Genomic DNA, 25452 nt, shown 5'->3' with positions numbered 1-25452 from the left:
GTTTTCGATAGGCTTTTCCGCCCCGACAGAATTGGCAGCGTGACGACTTTGCGGTATCTTCCCCTATACAAAAGGCTAACTTTTACGACATTTGTGTAGCTTTACTACATAAAACGGTACGTAGCTTGTTGAATGTAGAGCTAAAACCCCTATCCGGCGTTTATTCACCGGCTGAATGTTGGCGCGTGGTGGACTTCCACACCGCCGCCCCAGGCCCATTAGGGTAGCGGGGCTAATTGTCATTTATCGTCATTCGGAGAGACCTCTATGAGTCTGGAGACAAGAGAAGATCTCGATCCGATCGAAACTACGGAATGGATTGATTCCCTAGAGTCGGTATTGGATCGTGAGGGCGAAGATCGTGCCCGCTACCTGATGACCCGCCTGGCGGATCGCCTGCGCCGGGACGGCATGAAGGTGCCCTTCTCGGTGACAACCCCGCACCGTAATACGATCCCGGTTCACCGCGAAGCACCGATGCCTGGCGACCTGTTCATGGAGCGTCGTATTCGCTCCTTGATCCGTTATAACGCCATCGCACAGGTGATTCGTAACAACCGCGCCAAGCCGGGCCTGGGCGGGCACATTGCCAGCTTCATGTCGTCTGCCACGTTGTACGATGTAGGCTTTAACCACTTCTTTCGCGCGCCCCAAGGCGATTTTGCTGGTGACTTGGTGTATATCCAAGGGCATGTGGCGCCAGGCATTTACGCCCGTTCCTATTTGGAAGGACGCCTGAGCGAAGCGCAGATGGATAAGTTCCGTCAGGAAGTCGATGGCGATGGTCTCTCTTCCTACCCGCACCCGTGGTTGATGCCGGACTACTGGCAGTTCCCCACGGTGTCGATGGGCCTGGGCCCGATTCAAGCGATCTATCAAGCGCACGTGATGAAGTACCTGCATCACCGTGAGCTGAAAGATATGTATGACCGTAAGATCTGGTGTTTCATGGGCGACGGCGAGTGTGACGAGCCGGAATCCTTGGGCGCCATTTCACTGGCGGGCCGTGAAAACCTCGACAATCTGATCTTCGTCATCAACTGTAACCTGCAGCGCCTTGACGGCCCGGTACGCGGTAACTCGCGGGTGATGGACGAGTTCGAAGGCGTCTTCCGTGGCGCTGGCTGGAACGTGATCAAGGTCGTCTGGGGCCGCCACTGGGATCCGCTGTTCGAGAAGGACAAGAAAGGCATCCTTCAGAAGCGCATGGACGAAGCGGTCGACGGCGAGTACCAGAACTACAAAGCCAACGGCGGTGCTTATACTCGTGAGCACTTCTTTGGCAAATACCCAGAAACCGAAGCGATGGTCAAAGACCTCTCTGACGAAGATATCTGGAAGCTCAACCGCGGTGGCCACGATCCGTTCAAGGTTTATGCGGCCTACCACGAGGCGGTTAACACCTCTAACGGCAAGCCAACGGTTATTCTGGCCCATACCGTTAAAGGTTACGGCATGGGTAGCGGCGATGGTGAAGCGGCCAACGAAGCGCACCAGGTTAAGAGCATGGAGTACGAGGCGCTCAAGACCTTCCGCGATCGCTTTGGTATTCCGATCACCGATGAGCAGCTCAAAGACGTTCCCTACTACAAGCCGGAAGATGATTCTCCCGAGCTTAAGTACATGCACCTGCAGCGCGAGCGCCTGGGTGGTTACTTGCCCAGCCGTCAGAGCGACTTTGAGGCGCTGGAGATTCCCAGCCTCGAAGATAAAACCTTTGCCTCGCAAATGGGTGGTTCGAAAGGTCGTGAAGTCTCCACCACCATGGCGTTCGTGCGCGTACTGAATGGCCTGGTGAAAGATAAGACGCTTGGCAAAAAAGTGGTGCCGATTATCCCTGACGAGGCACGCACCTTCGGTATGGAAGGTATGTTCCGTCAGTTGGGTATCTACACCTCGGAAGGCCAGAAGTACGAGCCGGTGGATAAAGGCCAGATCATGTTCTACCGCGAGGATCAGAAAGGTCAGATCCTTGAAGAGGGTATTACCGAAGCTGGCGCCATGTCTGCCTGGATAGCTGCCGCGACCTCTTACAGCAACAACAACGTCACGCTGCTGCCGTTCTACATCTACTACTCGATGTTCGGCTTCCAGCGCATTGGCGATTTGGCCTGGGCAGCAGGCGATTTGCAGGCGCGCGGCTTTATGGTCGGCGGCACGGCGGGGCGCACCACGCTCAACGGCGAAGGTTTACAGCACCAGGATGGTCACAGCCTGATTCAGGCTTCCACCATTCCCAACTGCCGCAGCTATGACCCCACCTACGCTCATGAAGTGGCAGTGATTCTGCAGGATGGCTTGAAGCGCATGTTCACCGATAAGGAGAACTGCTTCTACTACCTGACGGTGATGAACGAGAACTACGAGCATCCTGCACTGGAGAACGTACCGGCCGACGATATCGTCAAGGGTATGTACCTGCTGCGCGAAACCAAGGGTGACAAAGGCCGCGTTCAACTGCTGGGTTCTGGCACGATTCTGCGCGAAGTCGAAGAAGCTGCCACCCTGCTTGAGAACGATTGGGGCATCGGCGCCGACATCTGGAGCGTGACCAGCTTTAACGAGCTGCGTCGTGAAGCGCTACAGCTCGACCGTGAAGCCTTCCTAAGCCCAGATGCGGAGGCCAATAAGCCTCACGTGACTAAGTGCCTGGAAGGGCGCGATGGCCCGGTTATCGCTTCAACTGATTATATGAAGCTGTATGCGGACCAAGTGCGCGCCTGGGTGCCGGGTGACTACACTGTACTGGGTACCGATGGCTTTGGCCGTTCAGATACCCGCGAGAAGCTTCGCTACTTCTTCGAAGTGGATCGCTACTTCGTCACTGTAGCCGCGCTGCGTGCGCTGGCTGATCGCGGTGAGATTGATCGCAAGCTTGTCGGCGAAGCGTTGAAGAAGTACGGCATTGACGCTAATAAGCCTAACCCGCTGACTAGCTAAACCGCTGCCCGGTGGGCGAATGCTCACCGGCTCGATCCGATTTGGAAGGAGCGCGACCTTGAGTAGCGAAATCATCAAAGTTCCCGATATCGGTGGCGATACCGATGTCGAAATCATCGAGATTGCGGTGTCAGAAGGCGACGTCATTGAAGCGGAAGACACCCTGATCACTCTGGAATCTGACAAAGCCAGCATGGATGTACCGGCCCCGAAAGGCGGCAAGGTACTTAAAGTGCTGGTCAAGGAAGGCGATAGCGTCTCCGAAGGTGACGATATCGTTGAGCTGGAAGTTGAAGGCGGCGGCGACAGCAGTAGCGAAGACGCTGAGCCAGAAGCAGCCCCAGCGAAAGAAGAAAAGCAAAAGCCCCAAGAAGAAAAGCCGCAGGCCGAGAAGCCTGCTGCCAAGAAATCAGCCGGTGGTAAGCAAACCGTTGATATCAAGGTGCCCGACTTGGGTGGCTCGGATAACGTTGAAATCATCGAAGTCGCGGTGAGTGAAGGCGATGAGGTTGAAGCCGAAGACACGCTGATTACCCTGGAGTCTGATAAAGCCTCCATGGACGTGCCCAGCCCTCATAGCGGCAAAATCGTCAGCTTCACTGTAAAAGAAGGCGACACGGTTTCTGAAGGCGATGTGATCGGCCAGATGGAGATTGCGGGCGAAGGCGGCGATGACGCAGAAGAAGCTTCTGATGATCAAGCCGCTAGCCAAGCCCGCAGCGAACCGGAAGAGCCCGCTGAAGAAGATGATCAGGAAGAAGCCGCTAGTGGCGAACCGGAGCGTAAAGAAATTCGCGTACCGGATATTTCTGGCGCCTCTGACGTACCGATTATCGAAATCGGCGTAGCGGTCGGTGACGAGATCAACGAAGAAGACCCGCTGATTACCTTAGAGTCCGACAAGGCCTCTATGGATGTGCCCAGCCCCTACAAAGGTAAGCTCCTTGAGCTAACCGTCAAAGAGGGCGACACCGTCTCGGAAGGCGATGTCATTGGCTATATCGAAGTGGCTGGCAGCGGCGGTGGTAAGAAAGCTGCGCCGAAAAAAGCTGCCCCTGAGAAAGCAGCGCCCGAAAAGGCCCAGCAGAGCAAGGCTAGCGCCAAGCCTTCTGAGTCGCCAGCGGGCACCCCCAGCCCAGAAGCGCAGATGGCGGCCCACAAGCCGCGTGACGGCAAATTGGTTCACGCTGGCCCCGCCGTACGTATGCTGGCCCGTGAGCTGGGCGTCGACCTGGAACTGGTAAAGCCGAGCGGCCCGAAAGATCGTGTGCTTAAAGAGGACGTACAGTCCTACGTGAAGCAAGCCATTGCCAATCAAGGCAAAGCGCAGCCCGGCACAGCTGCGGCCTCCGGTGGTGCGGGTATTCCGCCTATTCCGGAAGTCGACTTCAGCCAGTTTGGTGAAGTGGAAGAGAAGCCGATGGGTCGCCTGCTCAAAATGGGCGCGACTAACCTGCATCGTAGCTGGCTCAATGTTCCCCACGTCACGCAATTCGACGAAGCGGACATTACCGAGCTGGAAGCGTTCCGCAAGGCGATGAAGGCCGAAGTGGAAGCCCAAGGCGCCAAGCTGACGCCGCTGCCGTTTATGGTCAAAGCCTGTGCGTTTGCGCTGCGTAAGTTCCCGCAGTTCAACGTCAGCCTGAAGGGCGATGGCGAAACGCTGGTATGGAAGAACTACGTCCATATCGGTATCGCGGTTGATACCCCCGATGGCCTGATGGTGCCGGTGGTGCGCGACGCAGATAAAAAGTCCTTGGTGGAGATTGCCAAGGAGATGGCGGATCTGGGTAAGAAAGCACAAACCAAAAAGCTCAAGCGTGACGAGATGACCGGTGGCTGCTTCACTATTTCGAGCCTCGGCTCGATCGGTGGCACGGCGTTCACGCCAATCGTTAACGCGCCGGAAGTGGCTATTTTGGGTGTGTCTAAAGCGCAGATGAAGCCGGTATGGGACGGCAGTGCCTTCCAACCGCGCTTAATGATGCCGCTGTCACTCTCTTATGATCACCGTGCCATCAATGGCGCTGACGCAGCCCGCTTCACCGCCTTCCTGGCAGATGTGTTGACCGATATCCGTCGTTTACTGCTGTAATTGGTAGCGATAGAGTCTTAAAAGCGGCGCCCCTCGGGGCGCCGCTTGTGTTTGCTAAATGGCTAGCAGCGCTACCAAAGTGGTAGTTTTACGGCACTTGGCTGTTTTAATTTAAAAAAATTGAAATAAAAGCGGGTCTCTCAGGCTTTTGGGGAGTTGTGTCGCCTGAGAGGCGCGGTTATTGTCAGTTAACAGATTTTCCATACTCATTTTCGTACTCATTCTTCATACTAAGAATTTCAAGGAGCAGAGCCATGCGTTTAATCCTGTTGGGTGCCCCCGGCGCGGGCAAGGGGACTCAAGCTCAGTTTATTTGCGAGCAATTTAAGATTCCGCAGATTTCCACCGGGGATATGCTGCGCACGGCCATTAAAGATGGCACTGAGCTGGGCTTGAAAGTAAAAGAGATCATGAACAGCGGTGGTTTGGTGTCTGACGACATCATCATCGATCTGGTCAAAGAGCGTATTAGCCAGCCAGACTGTGAAAATGGCTTTTTGTTCGACGGTTTCCCACGCACGATCCCCCAGGCTGACGCCATGAAAGAGGGCGGCGTTAAACTGGATCACGTGGTGGAAATTGCCGTTCCCGATGAAGAGATCGTGAGCCGCTTGGCGGGCCGCCGTGTTCACCAAGCCTCGGGCCGGGTTTATCACGTTGATCACAACCCGCCCAAAGAGCCGGGCAAAGATGATGTCACTGGCGAAACGCTGATTCAGCGTGAGGATGACCAGGAGTCCACGGTGCGCAATCGTCTATCGGTTTATCACGATCAAACCGCCCCGCTGGTTAATTATTATCAGCAGTGGGCCGCGCAGGATCCGCAGAGCGCTCCTCAATATCACCGCATTGAAGGCGTAGGCAGCGTGACCGATATCACCCGTCAGGTGAAAGAAGCGCTAAGTTAATAAACGCTATTGATTAATCGCATCGGTATTACCTGCCAATGATGGCCCGCTTCGGCGGGCCATCGTCGTAATGGCGTGACAAAGGTATAATGCCGCCATCTTTCTTTCGAGTGGCCACTTGCTATGCCGTTACATCTGCTTGCCCTGGACGCCTCCTCTAGCGCGTGTTCTGCAGCCCTATTGCGCCAAGACGAGACGGGGGCTACTTGCCTGGCGCGCTTTGAGATGACGCCCCGCGCCCATACTCGCCGGTTGCTGCCAATGGTGGATGAAGTGCTTGCCGAAGCGCAGGTGACGCCTTCCCAGCTTGATGCCGTCGCGTTTGGTCGTGGCCCGGGTTCGTTTACCGGGCTGCGTATCGCCGCAGGCGCTGCTCAAGGGTTGGCGTTTGGCCTCGATTGCCCGCTATTGGGTATCTCAACGTTGGAAGCACTGGCGCTTCAGGCTCACCGCCGCTATCACCTTCGCCATGTGGTGACGGCGTTAGATGCCCGCATGGGTGAGGTCTACGCCGCGACCTGGCACTGTTTAAAAGATACGATTACGCCGATGAGCGCCGAGGCCGTTCTGGCCCCAGAGGCACTGCGCTTGCCAGGCGATGAAACCGATTGGGTGGGCGTAGGTAGCGGCTTTACGCTGTGGGAGCGCTTCACCGTCGATTTACAGCTAAGCATGCCCCAGCATTTGGATGACTTAGAGCCCCGCGCCGAAGAGATGGCGTGGCTGGCGGCACGTGATTTTGCCGCTGGGTTGGGGCAGGCGGCCCACTTGGTTCAACCGGTGTATCTGCGTAATGACGTCGCCTGGAAAAAGCCCGCATGAGCTTTGTGAAGAGCCCAGTTGAGACCAATGTCGAGAGCGACGTTGAGTGCATTGCTCTGCCTGACGGGCTGCGTTTAGTACAAAGCGATGATGGATTGGCGCTGGTCGGTGATGAAAAACGCTATGGCAAGCCGCTTAGCGTCGATTTTGTGGCGGGCAAAGCGGCCCATCGGCGACGTTTTGGCGGTGGGCGGGGGCAGCTGGTTGCAAAGGCCTGTGGGCTAGCCAAGGGCGTGTCACCTAGCATTGTTGATGCAACGGCAGGGCTAGGCCGCGATGCGTTTGTGTTGGCCAGTCTCGGCGCCCAGGTGCTGTTGATTGAACGGGTCGCGGCGATTGCGGCGCTTTTGGACGATGGCCTGAAGCGTGCCCTAAGGCATAGCGACACGGTGGATATTGCCGCCCGAATGACACTGCGCCACGGCGATGCGGCGCAATCTCTGGCGGCGCTTGTTGCCAGTGCTCATTTTGCGCCGCAGGTGATACACCTGGATCCGATGTTTCCCCACCGCGAAAAATCAGCGCTGGTGAAAAAAGAGATGCGTCTGTTTCGTGAGTTGGCCGGGGATGATGACGATGCCCCGCGCTTGCTTGAAGCGGCGCTGGAGATAGCCACCCACCGAGTGGTAGTCAAGCGGCCCCGCAAGGCACCCCCTATTGAGGGCCCGGCACCGCAGCACACGCTTGAAGGCAAAACCAGCCGCTATGATTTGTATGTCCATCGCTCATTAGTGCGCTAATCGGCTCGCTTATCGACAGTACCGCAAGGAGCACCCATGCAGAACGCGTGGCGAGAAGGTAATCGATTTACGCTGCTGCCAGAGGCCTCGCGCTTTCTGCCAGCCATGTTTGAAGCAGTACATAGCGCTCGTCACTATGTGTTGGTCGAGCTCTATTTGATGGAGTCAGGAGAGCTTGCCGATCAAGTGAGCACTGCGCTGATTGACGCTGCCCAGCGTGGGGTTCGTGTCTGTTTACTACTGGATGGATATGGCTCGATGGGGTTGTCTAGCGAAGACCGCCAGCGATTGAAGCAAGGCGGCGTAAAGCTGCGCTTTTTTAATCCCATCGGCTTTCACTCCTTAGCGCTTAACTTAAGCCGCGACCATCGCAAAATTGTCGTTATTGACGGCGAACTGGCGTTTACCGGTGGCTTTGGCGCGGTAGATGAGTTCCTGAATGCTTGGTATGAAATTGCGCTACGTATCGATGGACCGGTGGTGGCGGACTGGGAGCAGCTGTTTAGACGACTCTGGAACTCGCGGCTAACTCGCGCTGAGAAGGGTGATAATAGCGCGGGTGCACTGCCTGAACGGCGTGAGCCACAAGCGCATGCCGATGGCCAGCCGGGGCGGGCGATGTCGGCGCGGGGCTATCGATACCAAGCAATACGCCATTCACTGCATGAGCGCGTCAACCAGGCGGAAACGCGGCTGTGGCTATGTACGCCCTATTTCGTGCCTACCTTCGCGTTGCGGCGTCGCTTGGTGCGGGCCGCACGGCGGGGGATCGATGTGCGCCTGCTGCTGCCTGGGGCAAAGCATGACCATCCTAGCGTGCGTTTTGCCGGTCAACGCTTTTACCATTCGCTAATGAAAGCGGGGGTGCGCATCTTTGAGTTCCAGCCGACCTTTATCCATGCCAAATTTGTGCTCGCCGATAAGTGGGTAAGCATTGGTTCGTGTAACTTTGACCACTGGAATCTGCACTGGAACCTGGAGGCCAATCAAGAGGCGCTAGACCCTCAATTGGCGGAGGATGTGCGTGAACTTTTTGTACGTAACTTTGCCGCAAGCCAGGAAGTAGACGCCGCTGCCTGGGCGGCGCGCCCCTGGGGGCAGCGCGCTCGTGAGTGGATCTACGGGGTGTTGGATGGGATCATCATGCGGCTTAAATAAGGGCCGCGGGTAGCGTTAGCGTTTCTTGCCCTTGGCAGGCGTTTTCTTGCGCGGCTTGGGTTTGGAAGTTTCCGGCGGGACGCGGTAGTGCAGGTAAAGGTCCAAGACGAGTTCCGGCAACTGCACCACCAGCGACTCCTGGCGCGCTTGATCCTTAGCGAGCTCGGCCATGTCGGGTTCATCATCGAACAGCCCAGAAAGCAGCATAAACGGCAGCAGCAGCGTGGCGGCGGCCTCTTCATCGTCTTGAAACCAAGCGCTTTCATCGCTGAAGACGCCTTCCATAAAGCCCGCGCACCAGTCGCCTATCGGTGTTTCTTCGGCAGGCTCGCCGCCAAGCGTTAGCTCAAAGGGGAGTTCGGGTAAGCCACCCTGTTCAAGTACTGCCACCGCATTGTCACGCAGCAGCGTGAGCAGGGTGATAATCTCATCGCGCTCGGCGTCGTCGGCATAGCGTGGCTCGCCCTGAAAAAGCTCTGCCAACCACTGGGCGGGCGGCACTTCGCTAGGGGCGACGGCAAGCGCCACTAAAAAGCCATGAGCGGAGATCAGATCAAGGGCGTCTTCATCCACTTGATCAGAGTCGAGGAAGTCATCCAGTCTGTCCAGTTGCTCATCCTCGAGCAGTGGCTGCGGGGGCGTGTTTGTGTCGGGCGTGTCGCTGCGCTCTGCCATGAGTAAAGCCTCATCAATGCGAATCGGTAATCATCGGTCACTAGGAAACCATAACGGCTAGTTTATCACTAATGAAGACGTCTCCACTGCCCCCTTGGCCAGCTGCTGAACTGGCCGACATGACGGAAACAGAGTTGCACCACGCCGCGCGGGTTCGCGTGGAGCAGGCGTGGCTGCGCTGTTGTGAAGTATGCCCTACGCTGCCAGCGCCAAAGGTGTGGTTTAACCTGCGTGGTGCGTCGGCCGGGCAGGCGCATCTGGGGCACGGAGGCTTGCGTTTTAACCCGGTGTTGTTGAGTGAAAACCGCACGGCTTTTTTTGAGGACATTATTCCTCATGAAATGGCCCATTGGTTGGTCTTTCATTTAGATAATGGCCCGCGTTTGAAACCCCATGGCCGTGAATGGAAAACGGTGATGCGCGAGCTTTTCGGCTTAGTGCCCACTGTGACCCATCAGTTTGATATTCAGCAGGCGCAGCCCGCCCCTTATCGCTACCAGTGCGATTGCCGGATTCATCAATTTACTCCCAGGCGTCATGCTTTAGTGGCAAACGGCCGTCGTTACCGTTGCCGTCACTGTGCTAAGACCTTGGTCTACAGGCCAGGATATAAGCTTTAATTTAAATATAAATGTTTGTTTTTTAAATAAAAAATGCTAATACCAATGTCTAAAGGGAAGCCAGGGCGAGGAGGTTTATGCTAGGGGAACATTAATGGCAGTCGATACCCCTGATAATGGTCAATAACACCCAGCAATGTCTTCAAGTAGCGTCTTCGAACAATGCCTTCAATTAGTGTATCGACTACAGTTTCTTTAGATGGCACTTTATAGAAGAGTGCATTTTCACGGACAGAGGCAATTTTATGAGCGATCAACACAACGTCTATCCGGTGCGCGACGATTTCGCCGCCAATGCCTGGGCCGATAAAGCTAAGTACGAGGCCATGTATCAGCAGTCGATGGACGATCCGGAAGGCTTCTGGGCCGAGCAGGCCAAGCGTCTTGACTGGATTAAAGCGCCCACTAAAATCAAAAACACCTCTTTTGCGCGTGATAATGTCGATATTCGCTGGTTTGAGGATGGGCTGCTTAACGTCAGCGCCAACTGCCTGGATCGTCATCTAGAGAAACGCGGTGATCAAACGGCGATTATCTGGGAAGGCGATAATCCCGATGACTCCAAGCACATTACTTATCGTGAGCTCTACGCACGTACGAATCAGCTGGCCAACGCGCTGAAAGAGCTAGGCATTCGTAAAGGCGACACGGTTACGCTGTATATGCCGATGATTCCCGAAGCTGCCATGGCGATGCTTGCCTGTGCGCGCATTGGCGCCGTGCACTCGGTCGTTTTTGGTGGCTTCTCGCCAGATGCTGTTGCTCAGCGGGTGATTGGCGCCGACTCCAAGCTGGTGATTACCGCCGATGAATCGGTGCGTGGTGGCAAACACGTACCATTAAAAGAGAACGTGGACGCCGCGCTGACCCGTGACGGCACCGACGTGTGCAAAAACGTTCTGGTGGTGAAGCGTACCGGCGGTGAAATTGAGTGGAAAGATGGCCGTGATGTGTGGTTTGACGAGCTGGTAGATAAGCAGTCCAGCGAGTGTGAAACCGAAGCTATGGGCGCCGAAGATCCGCTGTTTATTCTGTATACCTCCGGCTCTACCGGTGCTCCTAAGGGTCTGAAACACACCACCGGCGGTTACCTCACCTACGCTGCGATGACGCATCAGTACGTGTTCGACTACCAAGAGGGTGAGGTTTACTGGTGTACTGCCGATGTGGGCTGGGTGACGGGTCATAGTTATATCGTTTACGGACCTTTGGCGAACGGTGCGACTACCGTCATGTTTGAAGGTGTTCCCAGCTATCCCACTCATGGCCGTCTGGGCGATATCGTTGATAAGCACAACGTCAATATTCTCTATACTGCGCCCACCGCGGTGCGTGCCCTGATGGCCCATGGCGACAACGTCATGGACTCCAGTAAACGCGATAGCCTGCGTCTGTTGGGCTCTGTGGGTGAGCCGATCAATCCGGAAGCCTGGGAGTGGTTCTACCGCGTTATCGGCAACGAAAAGTGCCCAATTGTAGATACTTGGTGGCAAACCGAAACTGGCGGCATCATGATTGCCCCGCTGCCGGGCGCTACGCCGCTCAAGCCCGGTTCTGCGACCGTACCGTTCTTTGGCGTCAAGCCCGCGCTGGTCGATAACGAAGGCAATAAACTGGAAGGTGCCACTGAAGGCAATCTGGTGATTCTCGATTCCTGGCCGGGGCAGGCGCGCTCTATTTGGGGTGACCACGAGCGCTATATCCAGACCTACTTCTCAACCTATGACGGTATGTACTTTACTGGTGACGGCTGCCGCCGCGATGAAGATGGTTACTACTGGATCACTGGCCGTGTGGATGATGTGCTGAACGTTTCCGGACACCGGATGGGGACTGCTGAAATTGAGTCGTCCTTGGTAGCGCACAGCGCCGTTGCTGAAGCAGCCGTTGTCGGCTTCCCGCACGATATTAAGGGACAAGGCATCTATATTTATGTCACCCTGAATGACGGTATTGAGGAGTCTGACGAGCTCAAAAAAGAGCTGACCCAGTGGGTACGCAAGGATATTGGCCCGATTGCCTCGCCAGATGTTATTCAATGGGCGCCCGGCTTGCCGAAAACCCGCTCGGGTAAAATCATGCGCCGTATCCTGCGCAAGATTGCCGCTAACGAGTGCGATGGTTTGGGTGATACCAGCACGCTGGCGGACCCGTCGGTGGTCGATGAGCTGATTGAGCATCGCGCCAATCAATAATGGCGACACCGTAGTAGGCTGTTTAGCCTAATAAGGGCTGTTTACCTAGAAAACAGTGCCGACCCGTGTAGGTCGGCACTGTTGTTTTTGTTGGTATGATCTATCTATTACAAATTGTGCATGTGATGCTTGGGCATGATGAAGCCCATGGGGTACCATGCTTCACAACCGTAAGAGCCTAGCGTCGCGGCGGCAGACAACCCCGCTGCTCGAGGAACCGGAGGAATATCCATGGCAGTAGCTCATAAGTTTATCGTCGCTGACGATCACCCGCTGTTTCGTGCAGCGCTGACCCAAGCGTTACGCCAGTTGGCCCCCCAGGCGGAAATTGTCGAAGCGGATACCATGGAAGCCACCACTGACGTGGTTAACCGCCACCCAGACGCTGATTTGATTCTGCTGGATCTGCACATGCCGGGAGCCCACGGCTTTTCCGGCTTGATTCAATTGCGTGGCCAGATGCCCGATATCCCCGTGGCGGTGGTATCAGGTAGTGATGAGCCCTACGTGGTGCGTCGTGCTATTGACTACGGCGCGTCGGGTTTTATCCCTAAATCATCGTCTCTACAACTCATTGCTGAAGCCGTCGGTGAAATTCTGCAGGGCGAAGTGTGGTTGCCAGAGGCATTGGCCAACGTGCTGGAAGAGACCAGCGAAGAAGAATCGCGCTTTGCTGAGGCGATTGCGTCGCTGACGCCCCAGCAGTTTCGCGTGTTGAACATGTTGACCGAAGGCCTGCTGAATAAGCAGATCGCTTATGAACTGAGCGTTTCTGAAGCGACGATCAAAGCCCATGTGACCGCGATTCTACGTAAACTGGGCGTGCACTCACGTACCCAGGCCGTTATTGCGGCTCAGAAACTGGAAGTCGAACCGCCAAAAGTCGTTTCCTAACTACCTGTCTTCTTGATACTTAGCATCTAAGTAATTAGCACCTGAACCGCGGCGCTTAACGCGCCGCGCGATTGGCCTGCAATGTGCGCGTCAATAGCGCCCGCAGCGCCGCGGGTTTTACGGGCTTCAGCAGTAGTTGATAGCCCGCCCGCTTGATCTCTTCAGCCACCGCTTCGGTACGATCAGCGGTGATGACAATGCCCGGTACCGCCCCCTCAAAACGCTCGCTGAGCGCTTCTAGCGCCATTAGACCGGTGACTTCGTTATCCAGGTGATAGTCCGCCAAAATAGCGTCCGGGTCGCCATCCATATTGCGTAGAATCGATTTGGCCCCACCGATGCTGGTAGCGGTAAATACTTCGCAGCCCCAGCCGGTAAGCATGGCGGTCATGCCTTCCAAAATCAGCGTTTCATTATCGATACACACAATCCGCGTACCGCTAAGCTTATGGCTGCCACGCCGTGCCTGGGGTTCTAGCTCGCTGCTGCTCGCCTCACGGGCGGTGACTATCGGCACGCTAACTGAGAAAACCGCGCCTTTGCCTACCGTCGAGCGCACTTTAATGGGGTGATCCAGCACGCGGCTCATACGGTCGGCAATCGACAGCCCCAACCCCAGGCCTTTCTCGCTCTCTTTATGGCGTGACACCTGATCCAGACGGCGAAACTCCTGAAAAATTTCGGTGAGCTTAGATTCGGGAATGCCGGGGCCGCTGTCCCACACTTCAATCGAGAGCCAGCCATTATGACGGCGGCAGCCCAGCAGTACGCGTCCCTCTTGGGTGTAGCGAATCGCATTGGATAAGAAGTTTTGTACGATTCGGCGCAGCATCTGCGGGTCTGAGTCGACCCACAGCTGGGTCGGAACCACTTCTAAGTCCAATCCGCGATCATCCGCCATCACCTCAAACTCGGCGCGTAACGGGCGAACGATATCCGCCAGGGCAAAGTGACTGCGGCGTGGCGTCAGGGCGCCTGCGTCCAGCTTGGAGATGTCTAGCAGAGTGCTGAGCAACTCCTCAGCGGCTTGCAGCGAGTTATCGATGTGGCCGACGATACGTTGGGTATCGGTGGTGGTAACGTTTTGCATCAGTGCGGAGGTAAACAGCCGTGCCGCGTTAAGCGGCTGCAGCAAGTCGTGGCTGGCCGCGGCCAGAAAGCGTGTTTTAGAGGCGTTGGCATCTTCCGCCAACTGCTTGGCTTGGCGCAGAGCGAGTTCTGCTTCAGCGCGTACACGGTTCTCCTGGCGCAGCGCCGCATTGGCTTCAGACAGCGCCTGGGTACGTTCGCGCACGCGCTCCTCAAGGGTTTCATTGGTTTCTTTGAGGGCGATCTCAGCATGGCGGCGCTCGGTAATATCTTGATAAAGGGCAAAAAAGCCCAAAATTGCTTGGCTGTCGCCAAAGTGGGGGGTGTAAGTGACCAGCATATAACGCATCACCTCGTTCACCCTTAGCGAGACCTCAAAGCTCACCCGTTCGCCGTTCAGCGCGCGGGCCACCCAAGGGGCCCGCTCTTCCGCCTGTTTAACTTGGAGAACATCTTGAAAGCGGCGGCCAATCACCGCGTTACGGTCAATATTAAATGCTTGTTCGTAGGCGCGGTTGGTAAATAGGTAGCGGCACTCTTTATCGAAGTAGGCAATCAGCGCGGGCACGTTATCGGTATAGATACGGATATTGTTTTCCGAGCGTATTAGCGCCTCTTCGATGCGCTTTTGCTGGGTAATATCCTGGTAGGTATACACAAAGCCGCCGCCGGGCATCGGGTTGCCCTGTACTTCCAGCACGCTGCCATCCTGGCGGTAGCGCACGTAGCGGTGGGGCTGGCCCTCGCGGATATTGTCGAGCAGTAGCTGTACGTGCTCTTCCGGGTCACCTGGGCCATATTCGCCGTTGTGAGCGTTGTAGCGGAAGATGCGATCAATGGGCGCGCCAACACGAATCAAGTGGTCAGGGAAGCGGAAAAGCTCCAGGTAACGCTGGTTCCACACCACCAAACGCAGGTTCTGGTCGACCACGCTGATGCCCTGGTTAATATTCTCGATGGTGGCTTGGAGCAGCGCGCGGTTGAACTCCAATACCTGGGAGGCCTCATCGACAATCGAGATCACGTCTGAGATGCCGATACCGCGCCCCTGCAGCGCCGAGTTAACCACGATACGGGCCGATGAAGCGCCGAGCACCGAGGCCAGAAAACGTTCAGTAAACTGAATAATATCGATGGAGGCGCGGGTACCGTTGTCCAGGGGCTTGCCTGCACGACGGGCGTAATCTTCAAAGGCGCGATCCACTTGGCCGGCACCGAGGAAGCGCTCGCAAAGCACTTTTAAATCACCCACGGTCGTCGCGCCCGTCCAGGGGCGGTTGACCGAGGTCTGGCGAGTTTCTACGCTATCCACGAACAGCGAGGCTTGAATACGCTCAACCACCCGCTGCGAAGTGACTTGAGAGACGAAGATATAGCAGAACAGGTTGACGCCGAGTGACAGCATGACGCCGTGGGTGAAGCTGTCGCCCAAGTTGAGTCCAAACAGCGCCGTGGGTGATAACCAGTTAAGCCCTAACGGGCCACCTTCTAGCCACATTGCTGGCAGCACGCCGGCATTGATCATGGCGGGCATTAACAGGCTATATACCCAGATGGCAAAGCCAGCGTTCATGCCGACAATGACCCCGAGTCGATTACCGCGCTTCCAGTAAAGCCCGCCAATCACCGCCGGGGCAAACTGTGCCGCGGCGGCGAACGATAGCATGCCGATCGAGGCCAGCGAGGTGAACTCGGCAATCAGTTGGTAGAAGCCATAGGCCATGGCCAAGACGGCGACAATGGTTAAACGCCGCGCGCGCAGTACTAAGCGACCATAATCCCGGGCCTTGGTGTCAAACCAGCGCAGCCGGAACAGCGCCGGAATTACAATCTCGTTGGAGATCATGATCGACACGGCCACCGCGGCAACGATCACCATGCCGGTCGCTGCGGAGAAACCACCGATAAAGGTAAGCAGCGTCAGCCACTGCTGCCCCGACGCCATGGATAGCGCCAATACATAGGTGTCCGGCTCGACTCCGCTTTCGGAAAATATCAGCAGCCCGGCAGCAGCCAAAGGCACCACGAAAAAGGCAATCGCCAATAGATAGAGCGGGAACAGCCAGCGGGCTTTGGTAGCGTCGTCGGGGTGAATATTCTCGACCACCGCCACATGGAACTGGCGTGGCAAGCACAGAATTGCGAGCATGGCGAGCAGGGTTTGCGCCCAGAAGCTCTGGCCAAAATCCTGGTTGGCGAGCTGGCGCTGGAGTTCAAGCTGGCTTTCGGCGTGACCCATTAACTCACCCAGGCCATCAAACATTCCCCAGGTGACAAAGACACCAAGCACCACAAAGGCCAGCAGTTTGACCAGCGATTCAAACGCGACGGCGTGAATCAAACCTTCGTGGTGTTCGGTGGCATCGGTATGTCGAGTACCAAAGAGAATCGCGAAGATAGCCATCACAATGGCAACGTAGAACGCCGTATCGCCAAACAGCGGCGTATGGGTCACATCGGAGGCATCGGTGAGCACACTGAAAGTGGTAGAAACCGCTTTTAGCTGTAGCGCGATGTAAGGCAGGGTGCCGACAAGGGCGACCAAGCTGGCAAAGGCGGCCAGCGACTGGGTTTTGCCGTAACGGGAGGCAATAAAATCGGCAATCGAAGTAACGTTTTGGTGTTTAGCGACACGAATCATTTTGGCCAACACCGGCCAGAACAGCAAAAACGTCAATATCGGGCCGACGAAAATGCTCGCAAACGACCAGCCCGCCGTGGCTGCTTGGCCAACCGCGCCGTAAAAGGTCCATGACGTGCAGTAGATCGCCAGCGCCAAACTATAGATAATCGGGCGCCGCCGGGAGGCGCCATGAGTCCGCGCACGGCGGTCACCGTACCACGCAATACCGAACAAAACGGCAATATAAAGTAGCGATACCGCGACCAGTAGCCCGCCGTGAAACATGCTTTTCTCCCCGCCAGAGTGTGCGACCCACTTATATGTGCGCTAAACGTACGCTAATAAAAAAAGGCTTCATTCTAGGCGAAATAGGGGGCCATGTACGACCACTACGTAGGCTTGTTGTTATCCCGGCTAACTTTATCTATGCGCATACGTTGTTGAGTAACGGCGATGTTTCTCGCAGCGTGCGTATCTCTTCGAGAATAGGCTCGCGGGAGTCTTGATCCAGCGGCACTAGCTCACGGTTATCACAGTTGAGCAGATAGGGCTGGGTGATCAAAATATCGGTGTGGTGACGCTCAAACTGATAAAGGATAAATTCTGCTAAGCGGGCGCCATCCTGCTCGCTTATGCGGACGTTTTCACTATCGACCATGCTGAACTTAGTGGTCATCGGAAAGGCAAAGGTCCATGGGCGCCATACGGCGGTACTGCTCTCGGTTGAAATGACCGTGGCAGAGTCAGGAAGCTGCGCCTGCTTGTGTTCAAACCAGCTGTACTCCACCTGAATTTGATAGGCCAGCATACCCAGCGCGCCACACACCGGCACTATCCATTTGGGCAAACGTTTGCCGCTCAAGGTGCGCAGTATCAACCCAATCCCTGCGGCTGCAAGGCCCGCAAAAACGGCGGCGATCAAATGCCATATCATAAAATATCCTTTCAAAAAGCCGTCTATAAAAGCTATCTATAAAAGCCATCGGGCTTCCCTAAGGAAGCCCGATGGTAAGGTCAATTCCTAAGCGACATCACAACAGTGCGATAAGCCGCCCGGATGGAGTATGACTTAGTGATCTACCGCCATACCAGCACCTTTCGGATAGCGAACGCTTTCCACCAGATCCTGAATTTCCTGCGGCGGTGCCGCGGTCACTCTGGAAACTGCAAAGGCAACGGCGAAGTTGATCATCGCGCCCACCGCACCAAAGGAGAGCGGCGAGATGCCAAAGAACCAGTTATCCGGCGTGTTGGCCAGCATGTTGGTCTCCGGTATGAAGAACCAGCCTAGATAGGTGAAGATGTACAGCAAGGTACAAACCAAGCCCGCTAACATGCCGGCAACGGCGCCTGGGCTGTTCATCCGCTTGGAGAAGATCCCCATCATCAGCGCAGGGAATAGCGATGCGCCAGCGATACCAAAGGCGAGTGCCACCGTCTGTGCCGCAAACCCTGGCGGATTAAGCCCCAGATAGGTGGCCAACAGGATCGCGCCACCCATGGAGATTCGCGCCGCTAACATTTCGCCTTTCTCGGAAATCTTCGGATTGATCATGGTCTTGATCAAATCGTGACTGATCGCCGAAGAGATCGCCAACAGCAAGCCTGCCGCGGTAGACAGCGCCGCCGCAATACCACCGGCTGCGATCAAACCAATAACCCAGCTTGGTAGGTTGGCGATTTCCGGGTTGGCGAGTACCAGGATATCGTTATTAACGGTTAGTTCGTTGCCTTCCCAGCCACGATCAGAGTAGTCGGCGGCATCATTATACATCTGAATACGGCCGTCATTGTTGCGATCATTGAAGCTGATCAGGCCGGTTTCTTCCCATGTGCGAACCCAACCTGGGCGCTCTTCGTACAGAATCGGGTTTTGCGCAGCCTCTTCGTAGTTCTCAACCTGCCCCGCCATCTCTGGATACACGGTGGTCGCCAGGTTCAGGCGAGCCATAGAGCCTACTGCCGGTGCGGTCAGGTAGAGCAAGGCAATGAAGACCAGCGCCCAACCAGCGGACCAGCGCGCATCGGCCACTTTCGGTACGGTGAAGAAGCGAATGATAACGTGGGGAAGACCGGCAGTACCGACCATCAACGACAGCGTGAACAGCACCATGTTGAGTTTATTGTCCACATCGGCGGTGTAGTCTTGGAAACCAAGCGCATTGACCACATCATCCAGTTTTTCCAGCAGCGGTACACCGGATTCAGTGTGCGTGCTGAACATGCCGAACATCGGAATCGGATTGCCCGTCAGTTGGAACGCGATGAACACCGCCGGAATGGTGTAAGCGATGATAAGCACCACATACTGTGCCACCTGGGTGTAGGTGATGCCCTTCATACCGCCAAATACGGCGTAGAGGAAAACGATCAGCGCGGCTAACCAGATACCCCAGGTGTTGCTGACTTCAAGAAAGCGCGAGAACGCCACGCCTGCACCGGTCATTTGACCGATAACGTAGGTCACCGACGCTACAATCAAGCACACGATCGCCACTAGGCGAGCGGTGTTGCTGTAGAAGCGGTCACCGATGAAGTCGGGCACGGTGAACTTACCAAACTTACGCAGGTAAGGGGCCAGCAGCATCGCGAGGATAACGTAGCCACCCGTCCAGCCCATCAGGAAGGTGGAGTTAGCGTAGCCACCGGAGGCCAGCAAACCCGCCATGGAAATAAACGACGCCGCAGACATCCAGTCGGCGGCAGTGGCCATGCCGTTGGTGATGGGGTGAACCCCGCCCCCGGCGACATAGAAGTCTTTTGTTGAGCCGGCGCGCGCCCAAATCGCAATGCCTATATACAAGGCAAAGGAGGCGCCGACGAACAGTAAGTTAATTGCAAACTGGCTCATACCGGCTTACTCCCCAAGGCCAAATTTTTGATCGAGCTTGTTCATCTTCCAGGCATAGAAGAAGATCAGCACGATAAACGTTAAGATAGAGCCCTGTTGTGCAAACCAGAAGCCTAGGTCAGTGCCGCCAACCGGAATGCCGGCGAGCAGTGGGCGAAACAGGATAGCGCATCCGTAAGAAACAAATGCCCAAACGGCCAGGCATCCGAAAATTAACCGGACGTTTGCTTTCCAGTATTCAGCAGCATTGGTTTTGTCGTCTGCCATTGTGTTGCTCTCCACTTGTGATTTTTAAGGTTGGGAAAGTTCACGAGGAATAGCGTGTGACCCATCAGGGCAATCGCACGTCTAAAGCCACCCAATTGTTAGTAGTGGTGAGTCAGCTTCTCTTGGCACATCACCTTATTATTCGATATGAAATGTCGAGTCAGTTAGTGACGTGCGATTACCCTGCATGACTCATTGTTAATACTGGGCAATAATCGTTAAAAAATAAATCCCAGACTTTGGTATCAATAAACAGAGAAGTGGCTGTTTGATAACTGTATGTTGTTGAAAATAGGTGTTTTTAGACACTGGTTAAGCAGATTTTGTAGGTGTTTTTAGCACTATAGGACAATAGTCTAGTAAGCAAATAAATGCAGTTATTGGCTGCTTTAAGTACATGCGCTGCGTTTAGTGGTCAGTGACCGTTAGTCACTATCAATACTTTGGTCGCGTATCTAAAGTCGCTTCGACTTTAGCGTGATAGCTAAAGGTATAACAAGGTTCTACTTGCTACTTGGGAAGTGAATCCTTTATACCCGTATAGTCATCTTCATATAATAATCGATAACTGCTTTCTGAAGCGTTGGAGTGGGCCAGCATTGAGTCACGATATTTATTTGTTTTTTCTTATGTCTACCAGTTTGTCTTAAGGCAAAGCCTGGTTAGTCGTAGCCCTGTTTAATGAGGTCATACCCATGGTCGATGTGGATCTATCCCAACTGCCGTTCACGCTTCTTGACGATGAAGGTCGTGACCACATTCGCCGAGGCATTGACCTTGCGTATTTTGACCGCGACGAAATAATCCTAGAGACCGGACAGGCGGGCGAGTTTGTTTACCTAATACATAAAGGTGAAGTGGCAGAAATCGACCCCACGCTGCCCTCGTCTACCTCGCGTATTGGTCATTACACGGCCGGGGACCTATTTGGTGCGATCAGCATTCTCAATGGTAAAAGCCGCTATCGTTTTAAGGCCGAGCAGGAGTGCTTGTGTTACCTGCTGCCCAAAGCGTTGTTTCAGCAGTTGTGCCGTCATTACCCGGACTTCAGTAATTTCTTTCGCCAATCGCTGACGCATAAAGCACGCTTACTGACTGAAAAGCGTGCCGAAGGAGGCGTCACCATGGCGGGTTTTATGTTAGCCAAGGTAAGCGAATGTATGCGTGCGCCGCTGTTAATGGCGGCGGCTACTGATATTGCCAGCGCGGTGAAGCAGCTCAACGACAGCCACGCCGACAGCCTGCTCGTCGAGACTCAAGGCAAGCTAGGCATGGTGACGAAAACCGACCTGCTCAATGGATTGGTATTGCACGGTAGAGCGTTGTCATCACCGCTTGATGAGATCGCCCATTTTAATCTGGTCACCGTCGCGCCGGATCAATACTTATTTGAAGTTCTGGTACTGATGACGCGGCATAAAGTGACGCGTGTAGTGGTGCTGAAGCAAAACGTTCTCAAAGGCGTCGTCGAACTCACCGACGTACTTAGCTATTTTTCCAGTCGCAGCTACGTGGTGAGTCTACAAGTCGAACAGGCGAGTAGTTTGGAAGCACTGTCGGCGGCCAGCCAGCGCACCCCAGAGTTGGTGAAGGCGCTGATGGCTCAAGGCGTAAAGCTACGCTTTGCGATGGATCTACTCGCTGCGCTGAACGGCCGTATCATGAGTAAAGCCTGGGAATTCACTATTGATGAGAAGTACCGCGAGCAGAGCTGCATGATGGTGATGGGTAGCGAAGGGCGCGGCGAACAAATACTAAAAACCGACCAGGATAATGGCTTGATTCTCGCCGACGACGCGCAGTGGCCAGATCTTATGAGCCATATGCAAACGCTCACCGATACCCTCATCCAGCTTGGCTACCCGCCGTGCCCCGGCAATATTATGGTTTCGAACCCTGAGTGGGTGGCCACGGTGTCGCAGTGGAAGAGCAATATTGCCAAATGGGCCAGCGAGCGGGATGGCGACAGCCTAATGAAACTGGCGATTATGCTTGATGCTCATGCCGTGGCCGGTAACCCCAATCTGCTTGAGAGCGTACGAGAAGAGCTATTTGAACGCTGTTCTCGTGATGAGCTACTGCTTTCGTACTTTGCTCGCACGGCGCTACGCTTTTCCACACCGCTAACGCTGTTTGGCTCGCTGAAAAAGCCCCAGCACGGTATCGATATCAAGAAAGGCGGCATTTTCCCCATTGTCCACGGCGTGCGCACCATGGCGCTGGAGCGACGAATCAAAGCGACCTCAACACTGGATCGTTTAGACGCGCTGGCCGCCGATGGCCGCTTGGATCGACGGTTCGCTGACGACCTGGGCGAAGCGCTGGCGCTGTTTTCCGAGCTGCGTCTCAAACAGCAGCTCACGGCCCTAGAGGCAAGTAGCACATCGCAAGAGGCGAACCGCACCAATCGTGTCGTGGTGCAAAGCCTCTCTTCGCTAGAACGCGACTTATTACGTGAAGCTTTGCATATCGTCAAAGACTTTAAGCAGCGGCTTTCCCATCGTTATCATCTGGAGTATTCGTGAGCGGAATGCGGCTGTTAGATCGACACGTGGCACTTTTTAGCGGCTCCTTGCGCACCTTATTGCGCCGCGAAAGCGACCGGCGGCGCTGTGCTGATTCTCCCTATGCCTGGCTCTTTCAGCCCTATATGGGCGAAGAACTAGTAGCGCTTGCCTGCACATCAACGCCAACGCCGACGTCACCTGTGATCAGTTTGGCCGCCGTGGTGCTTAGCCAACAGCAGGTGCGTACCAGCCGTGCTTTTGTGCTGACGTTAGGCGCACCGGGGCAGGCTAGCAATGCATCGCTGCGTCGCCATCACCTGCTGTGTCAGGCGGGGGAGGTGGCGGCGCCAAACCGCGACAATTTAAATGCGTTAGTAGAGTTTATTGGCAATCGTCCTATTGTCGGTTGGCAGTTAGACAAGCGGATTGGAGCGTTAAATGCGTTGCTGAGAAAGCGGTTGGATTTCGCGCTGCCCAATGCCCAGGTCGACGTGGAAAAGCTGCACCAGCGCCAGCTGCGGCGCTTGCACCCGGAGATAGAGGCGCGGAGTAGCTTTGCCCAAGCGCTGGCGTGCTGGCAAGTACCCGCGATGGGGATGCAGGGTGTGTTAGGCGAGGCCACTTCCAGTGCGCTGCTCTATATGCGCCTGCAGCGCATTATGGCGGAGGCTGCTTAGTGATAAGCAGCTCTGCATACGAGTAGTTGGGTCAGGGCGGTGAGTGTTGTTAGAATAGCAGTCACTTTTTTCTTGAATGCCTTCCACCCTCGGCAGTGCTTATACCATGCAATCTCTTGATCATTTTGACCCTGCTTCCCTCGGAGCCGCCCTCGCTGATGTTGAGCAAGACTCGCCAGAGCTGGCCGATGCTAAGCAGAAACGTGAATTTAACAAGCTGCAAAAGCGCCTGCGCCGAGAAGTAGGCAATGCGATTATTGATTACCAGATGATCAATGAAGGCGACCGTGTGATGGTCTGTCTCTCCGGCGGCAAATTATAGGCCATATATTTTTTGTAAAGTTAGTTCCTGCCTCTTCATCTCCCAAAAGCCCGTTTTTCGGCCTTTCTCAAGAGTTTTTATTGACAAAGACTTGTCTGAGTAATAGATTTTTGTAATCTGCTTATAGGATTACATATTTTGTCAAGGATTAGGCTTAAAAAATATCTTTATGGTGGCATCCAATTCGTATCAATTGTAGACGAGAACGATTGTCCTTTAGACGTCTATGCGGCAGCTTACATAAATAGCGTATTATCTCGAAAGGCGTTTAATACAACTGTGAGATACTCAAACGAACTATTGTTTGCGCTTTGTTATTTCACTAACCGCTCGATAGATCTGACCGCCCGAGTAGCAAACGGCAGGTTAGTTTCATACCCAGAGTATTTAAGTTTTTTTGATTTTTGCCACCATCAAAAAAGCGCCCCACTTGAGCCAAACGTAATACCTTTTCTAGGTGTCGAGGATAAGCATCTGCGGAATGCTATGACAGCCAACCTCCGGGCTTTCTCAAAGGTATCTCCAGAAACTATCCAGGGTCGAGTACGTCGGCTCAGGCAATATCTAGAGTGGCTATTTGATGAATTCCACGGTGGAAAGGGAGTAACTGACGAAGTCGAGGATCGCTTTCATAAATTGATCTCAAAATTAAAGCTTGATGAGCAATCATTTGGCCGAAATTCTGATTTCAATCCTGTCTCATCTACCGATTCGGTGATACCTGACAGCGTATTCGAAAGCCTAAAAGAGATGATACTTCCTGAGTCTAAGCACAATCCCTTTAAGTCTTCCAAAGTAAGAAACTATCTGATTGTTTCACTGCTTGAGCAGACGGGCATCCGGCGCGGGGCGCTCGCAAAACTTAAGATATCAGATTGTCGGTTTCATGGTAGCTATGACCGAATATCTATCTATCGTGCGCGTGGCTCGGATGTTTCCGATCCTCGACTAGAAAAGCCAAATCAAAAGACTCGTTCCCATGAAGCTATTGTTAACCGCAGCCTAATGGAGCAGATTAAATTCTACATAGATCATATCAGACCACAGTTTAACCAATGTAATACTCATGACTTTATTTTTGTAAGTGAAAAAAATTCAAAAGGTACAGCCGGGCTACCTATTTCCCTGAAAACGATCAATAATATTTTTAATAAACTATCAAATTCTCTTAATTTTAAGGTGCATCCACATTTACTACGCCATAAGTGGAATGAAAAATTCGACGCCGCAGGTGAAGAACAGAACGTTGAGCGTCCTCTTTTAGAGGATATGAGGAGGAACGCCATGGGATGGTCGCCCAACTCAACTATGGGGCAAACTTACAATGATAAGGCAATTCAGCGGCACACTGTAGAAATGATGCGGAAGCACCAAGAGCTGGTGGAGCAGAAAAATGAGGGAAAATAATGATGCAACGATAAAGAAAAATAAGTCATTTCCCTTTTTTGACGAGGACAATACTGCTGGCGATGAGATTCCAGAATACATTATTGTGAAATCAGGTTTAAAAGTAAGAGTCGCCGATGCTGAATGGGTGCTTTTGCAAAATAAAGGTAAGGGTAATTTAATTAAACTAGCCTGGTTAAGGTCCGGCGAGTTGTCAAATAATGAGATTAAGCTGGCATTGCTTGTTTTTATTCACTATGTGATTAATAAGTCAGCATCAACTGCATGCACAGTGGCAATAGGTGTAAGACCGGTTATACAATCAGGATTTCCCTCAATTGAAGATTTAATGATTGCGTGGAGTAGTCTAGGTTTAAGTAAAAAGAAAGCTACTAATCAATTTTTTGGTACCTTGGTAAGGCTTGGTTACCGTGAGTTTGAGAAGTTTCACCAGTTTACTTCAAGCAATCTTGATTCAGAGATGATTGATCCCTTGAATCCTTTTAAAGGGAGGTTGAGCGAATTAGAATTTGATTCAGTGGTTCAGAATTTAAACCAAGAAATTGCTAGAATCGATTTTAGTATTGATAGAGATTATGATTTTTTCGATAGGCAGGCGTATGCTGGATTTTTTTCATTTAGCACATTGAGAAATCTTGTAAGTGTAAGATTGTTAATAGCAA

Annotated in this window: 19 protein-coding genes and 1 pseudogene; 14 read left to right on the top strand and 6 right to left on the bottom strand. The window is 54.0% G+C overall.

Annotated elements, in window-relative coordinates; translation table 11 throughout:
* Positions 1 to 267 precede the first annotated feature (267 nt).
* The 6 genes from aceE (at position 268) to CXF87_RS17405 (ending at position 8663) form a co-directional block, all read left to right on the top strand.
* Positions 268 to 2940, top strand: coding sequence for a pyruvate dehydrogenase (acetyl-transferring), homodimeric type (gene aceE / locus CXF87_RS17430; protein ID WP_101147550.1), 2673 nt, complete (start codon positions 268 to 270; stop codon positions 2938 to 2940).
* Between the two features lie 58 nt (positions 2941 to 2998).
* Positions 2999 to 5035, top strand: a complete 2037-nt coding sequence (gene aceF, locus CXF87_RS17425) for a pyruvate dehydrogenase complex dihydrolipoyllysine-residue acetyltransferase (protein ID WP_101147549.1) — start codon at positions 2999 to 3001, stop codon at positions 5033 to 5035.
* Between the two features lie 254 nt (positions 5036 to 5289).
* Entirely contained in the window at positions 5290 to 5943 is a 654-nt protein-coding gene (adk, locus tag CXF87_RS17420) for an adenylate kinase (protein ID WP_035562174.1), read from the top strand.
* Between the two features lie 123 nt (positions 5944 to 6066).
* Positions 6067 to 6765: a tRNA (adenosine(37)-N6)-threonylcarbamoyltransferase complex dimerization subunit type 1 TsaB gene (gene tsaB / locus CXF87_RS17415; RefSeq protein WP_101147548.1), complete on the top strand. Its 699-nt coding sequence runs from the start codon at positions 6067 to 6069 to the stop codon at positions 6763 to 6765.
* The gene (locus CXF87_RS17410; RefSeq protein WP_101147547.1) at positions 6762 to 7505 is read left to right on the top strand and encodes a class I SAM-dependent methyltransferase; all 744 of its coding nucleotides are present in this window, start codon (positions 6762 to 6764) and stop codon (positions 7503 to 7505) included. Before tsaB ends, CXF87_RS17410 begins: the two co-directional genes overlap by 4 nt.
* 36 nt (positions 7506 to 7541) lie before the next feature.
* Positions 7542 to 8663: a phospholipase D-like domain-containing protein gene (locus CXF87_RS17405; RefSeq protein WP_101147546.1), complete on the top strand. Its 1122-nt coding sequence runs from the start codon at positions 7542 to 7544 to the stop codon at positions 8661 to 8663.
* Between the two features lie 15 nt (positions 8664 to 8678).
* Here the strand turns inward: CXF87_RS17405 and CXF87_RS17400 are convergent, their stop codons facing one another.
* Complete coding sequence (locus CXF87_RS17400) at positions 8679 to 9338, bottom strand: YecA/YgfB family protein (protein ID WP_008955962.1); 660 nt, start codon at positions 9336 to 9338, stop codon at positions 8679 to 8681.
* Positions 9339 to 9409: 71 nt separating this feature from the next.
* On the opposite strand from CXF87_RS17400, the gene CXF87_RS17395 reads away from it, so the two are divergent.
* Together CXF87_RS17395 and acs are read left to right on the top strand one after the other, a co-directional pair.
* Positions 9410 to 9958: a SprT family zinc-dependent metalloprotease gene (locus CXF87_RS17395; protein WP_101147545.1), complete on the top strand. Its 549-nt coding sequence runs from the start codon at positions 9410 to 9412 to the stop codon at positions 9956 to 9958.
* 245 nt (positions 9959 to 10203) lie between these two features.
* Entirely contained in the window at positions 10204 to 12153 is a 1950-nt protein-coding gene (gene acs / locus CXF87_RS17390; RefSeq protein ID WP_101147544.1) for an acetate--CoA ligase, read from the top strand.
* A gap of 107 nt (positions 12154 to 12260) precedes the next feature.
* Here the strand turns inward: acs and CXF87_RS22320 are convergent, their stop codons facing one another.
* Positions 12261 to 12386: a hypothetical protein gene (locus tag CXF87_RS22320; RefSeq protein ID WP_022522133.1), complete on the bottom strand. Its 126-nt coding sequence runs from the start codon at positions 12384 to 12386 to the stop codon at positions 12261 to 12263.
* Between CXF87_RS22320 and CXF87_RS17385 the strand changes: the two genes are divergently transcribed.
* Positions 12385 to 13047, top strand: coding sequence for a response regulator (locus tag CXF87_RS17385; RefSeq protein ID WP_007113812.1), 663 nt, complete (start codon positions 12385 to 12387; stop codon positions 13045 to 13047). The two genes, CXF87_RS22320 and CXF87_RS17385, sit on opposite strands and share 2 nt — an antisense overlap.
* Positions 13048 to 13102: 55 nt before the next feature.
* On the opposite strand, the gene CXF87_RS17380 is transcribed toward CXF87_RS17385, so the two are convergent.
* From CXF87_RS17380 to CXF87_RS17365, 4 genes are all read right to left on the bottom strand, one after another.
* Positions 13103 to 17044 carry a hybrid sensor histidine kinase/response regulator gene (locus CXF87_RS17380; RefSeq protein WP_101147543.1) on the bottom strand — a complete coding sequence of 1314 codons (3942 nt, stop codon included), beginning with the start codon at positions 17042 to 17044 and terminating at the stop codon, positions 13103 to 13105.
* A 139-nt stretch (positions 17045 to 17183) separates the two neighbouring features.
* Positions 17184 to 17693: a hypothetical protein gene (locus tag CXF87_RS17375; protein ID WP_101147542.1), complete on the bottom strand. Its 510-nt coding sequence runs from the start codon at positions 17691 to 17693 to the stop codon at positions 17184 to 17186.
* A gap of 135 nt (positions 17694 to 17828) precedes the next feature.
* Positions 17829 to 19610, bottom strand: coding sequence for a sodium:solute symporter family protein (locus CXF87_RS17370; RefSeq protein ID WP_101147541.1), 1782 nt, complete (start codon positions 19608 to 19610; stop codon positions 17829 to 17831).
* A gap of 6 nt (positions 19611 to 19616) precedes the next feature.
* Positions 19617 to 19877 carry a DUF4212 domain-containing protein gene (locus CXF87_RS17365; RefSeq protein WP_007113808.1) on the bottom strand — a complete coding sequence of 87 codons (261 nt, stop codon included), beginning with the start codon at positions 19875 to 19877 and terminating at the stop codon, positions 19617 to 19619.
* A 695-nt stretch (positions 19878 to 20572) separates the two neighbouring features.
* On the opposite strand from CXF87_RS17365, the gene CXF87_RS17360 reads away from it, so the two are divergent.
* The 5 genes and pseudogenes from CXF87_RS17360 to CXF87_RS17340 form a co-directional block, all read left to right on the top strand.
* Positions 20573 to 22402, top strand: a complete 1830-nt coding sequence (locus CXF87_RS17360; RefSeq protein WP_101147540.1) for a DUF294 nucleotidyltransferase-like domain-containing protein — start codon at positions 20573 to 20575, stop codon at positions 22400 to 22402.
* A 5-nt stretch (positions 22403 to 22407) separates the two neighbouring features.
* Positions 22408 to 23061, top strand: coding sequence for a DNA polymerase III subunit epsilon (locus CXF87_RS17355; RefSeq protein ID WP_101147539.1), 654 nt, complete (start codon positions 22408 to 22410; stop codon positions 23059 to 23061).
* A gap of 106 nt (positions 23062 to 23167) precedes the next feature.
* A pseudogene (locus tag CXF87_RS17350) lies at positions 23168 to 23377 on the top strand (tRNA 2-thiocytidine(32) synthetase TtcA); the annotation flags it as partial.
* Between the two features lie 285 nt (positions 23378 to 23662).
* The gene (locus CXF87_RS17345; protein ID WP_198556131.1) at positions 23663 to 24790 is read left to right on the top strand and encodes a site-specific integrase; all 1128 of its coding nucleotides are present in this window, start codon (positions 23663 to 23665) and stop codon (positions 24788 to 24790) included.
* On the top strand, positions 24777 to 25452 hold a 676-nt coding region (locus tag CXF87_RS17340; protein ID WP_198556130.1), incomplete at its 3' end, for a hypothetical protein. The genes CXF87_RS17345 and CXF87_RS17340, both read left to right, overlap by 14 nt.

Origin of the sequence: Halomonas sp. MES3-P3E, from assembly GCF_002836035.1 — a bacterium.
Lineage (GTDB): Bacteria > Pseudomonadota > Gammaproteobacteria > Pseudomonadales > Halomonadaceae > Vreelandella > Vreelandella arctica.
Note: the sequence above shows the minus strand (reverse complement) of the source record. Positions and strands in the feature narration are given on the sequence as shown.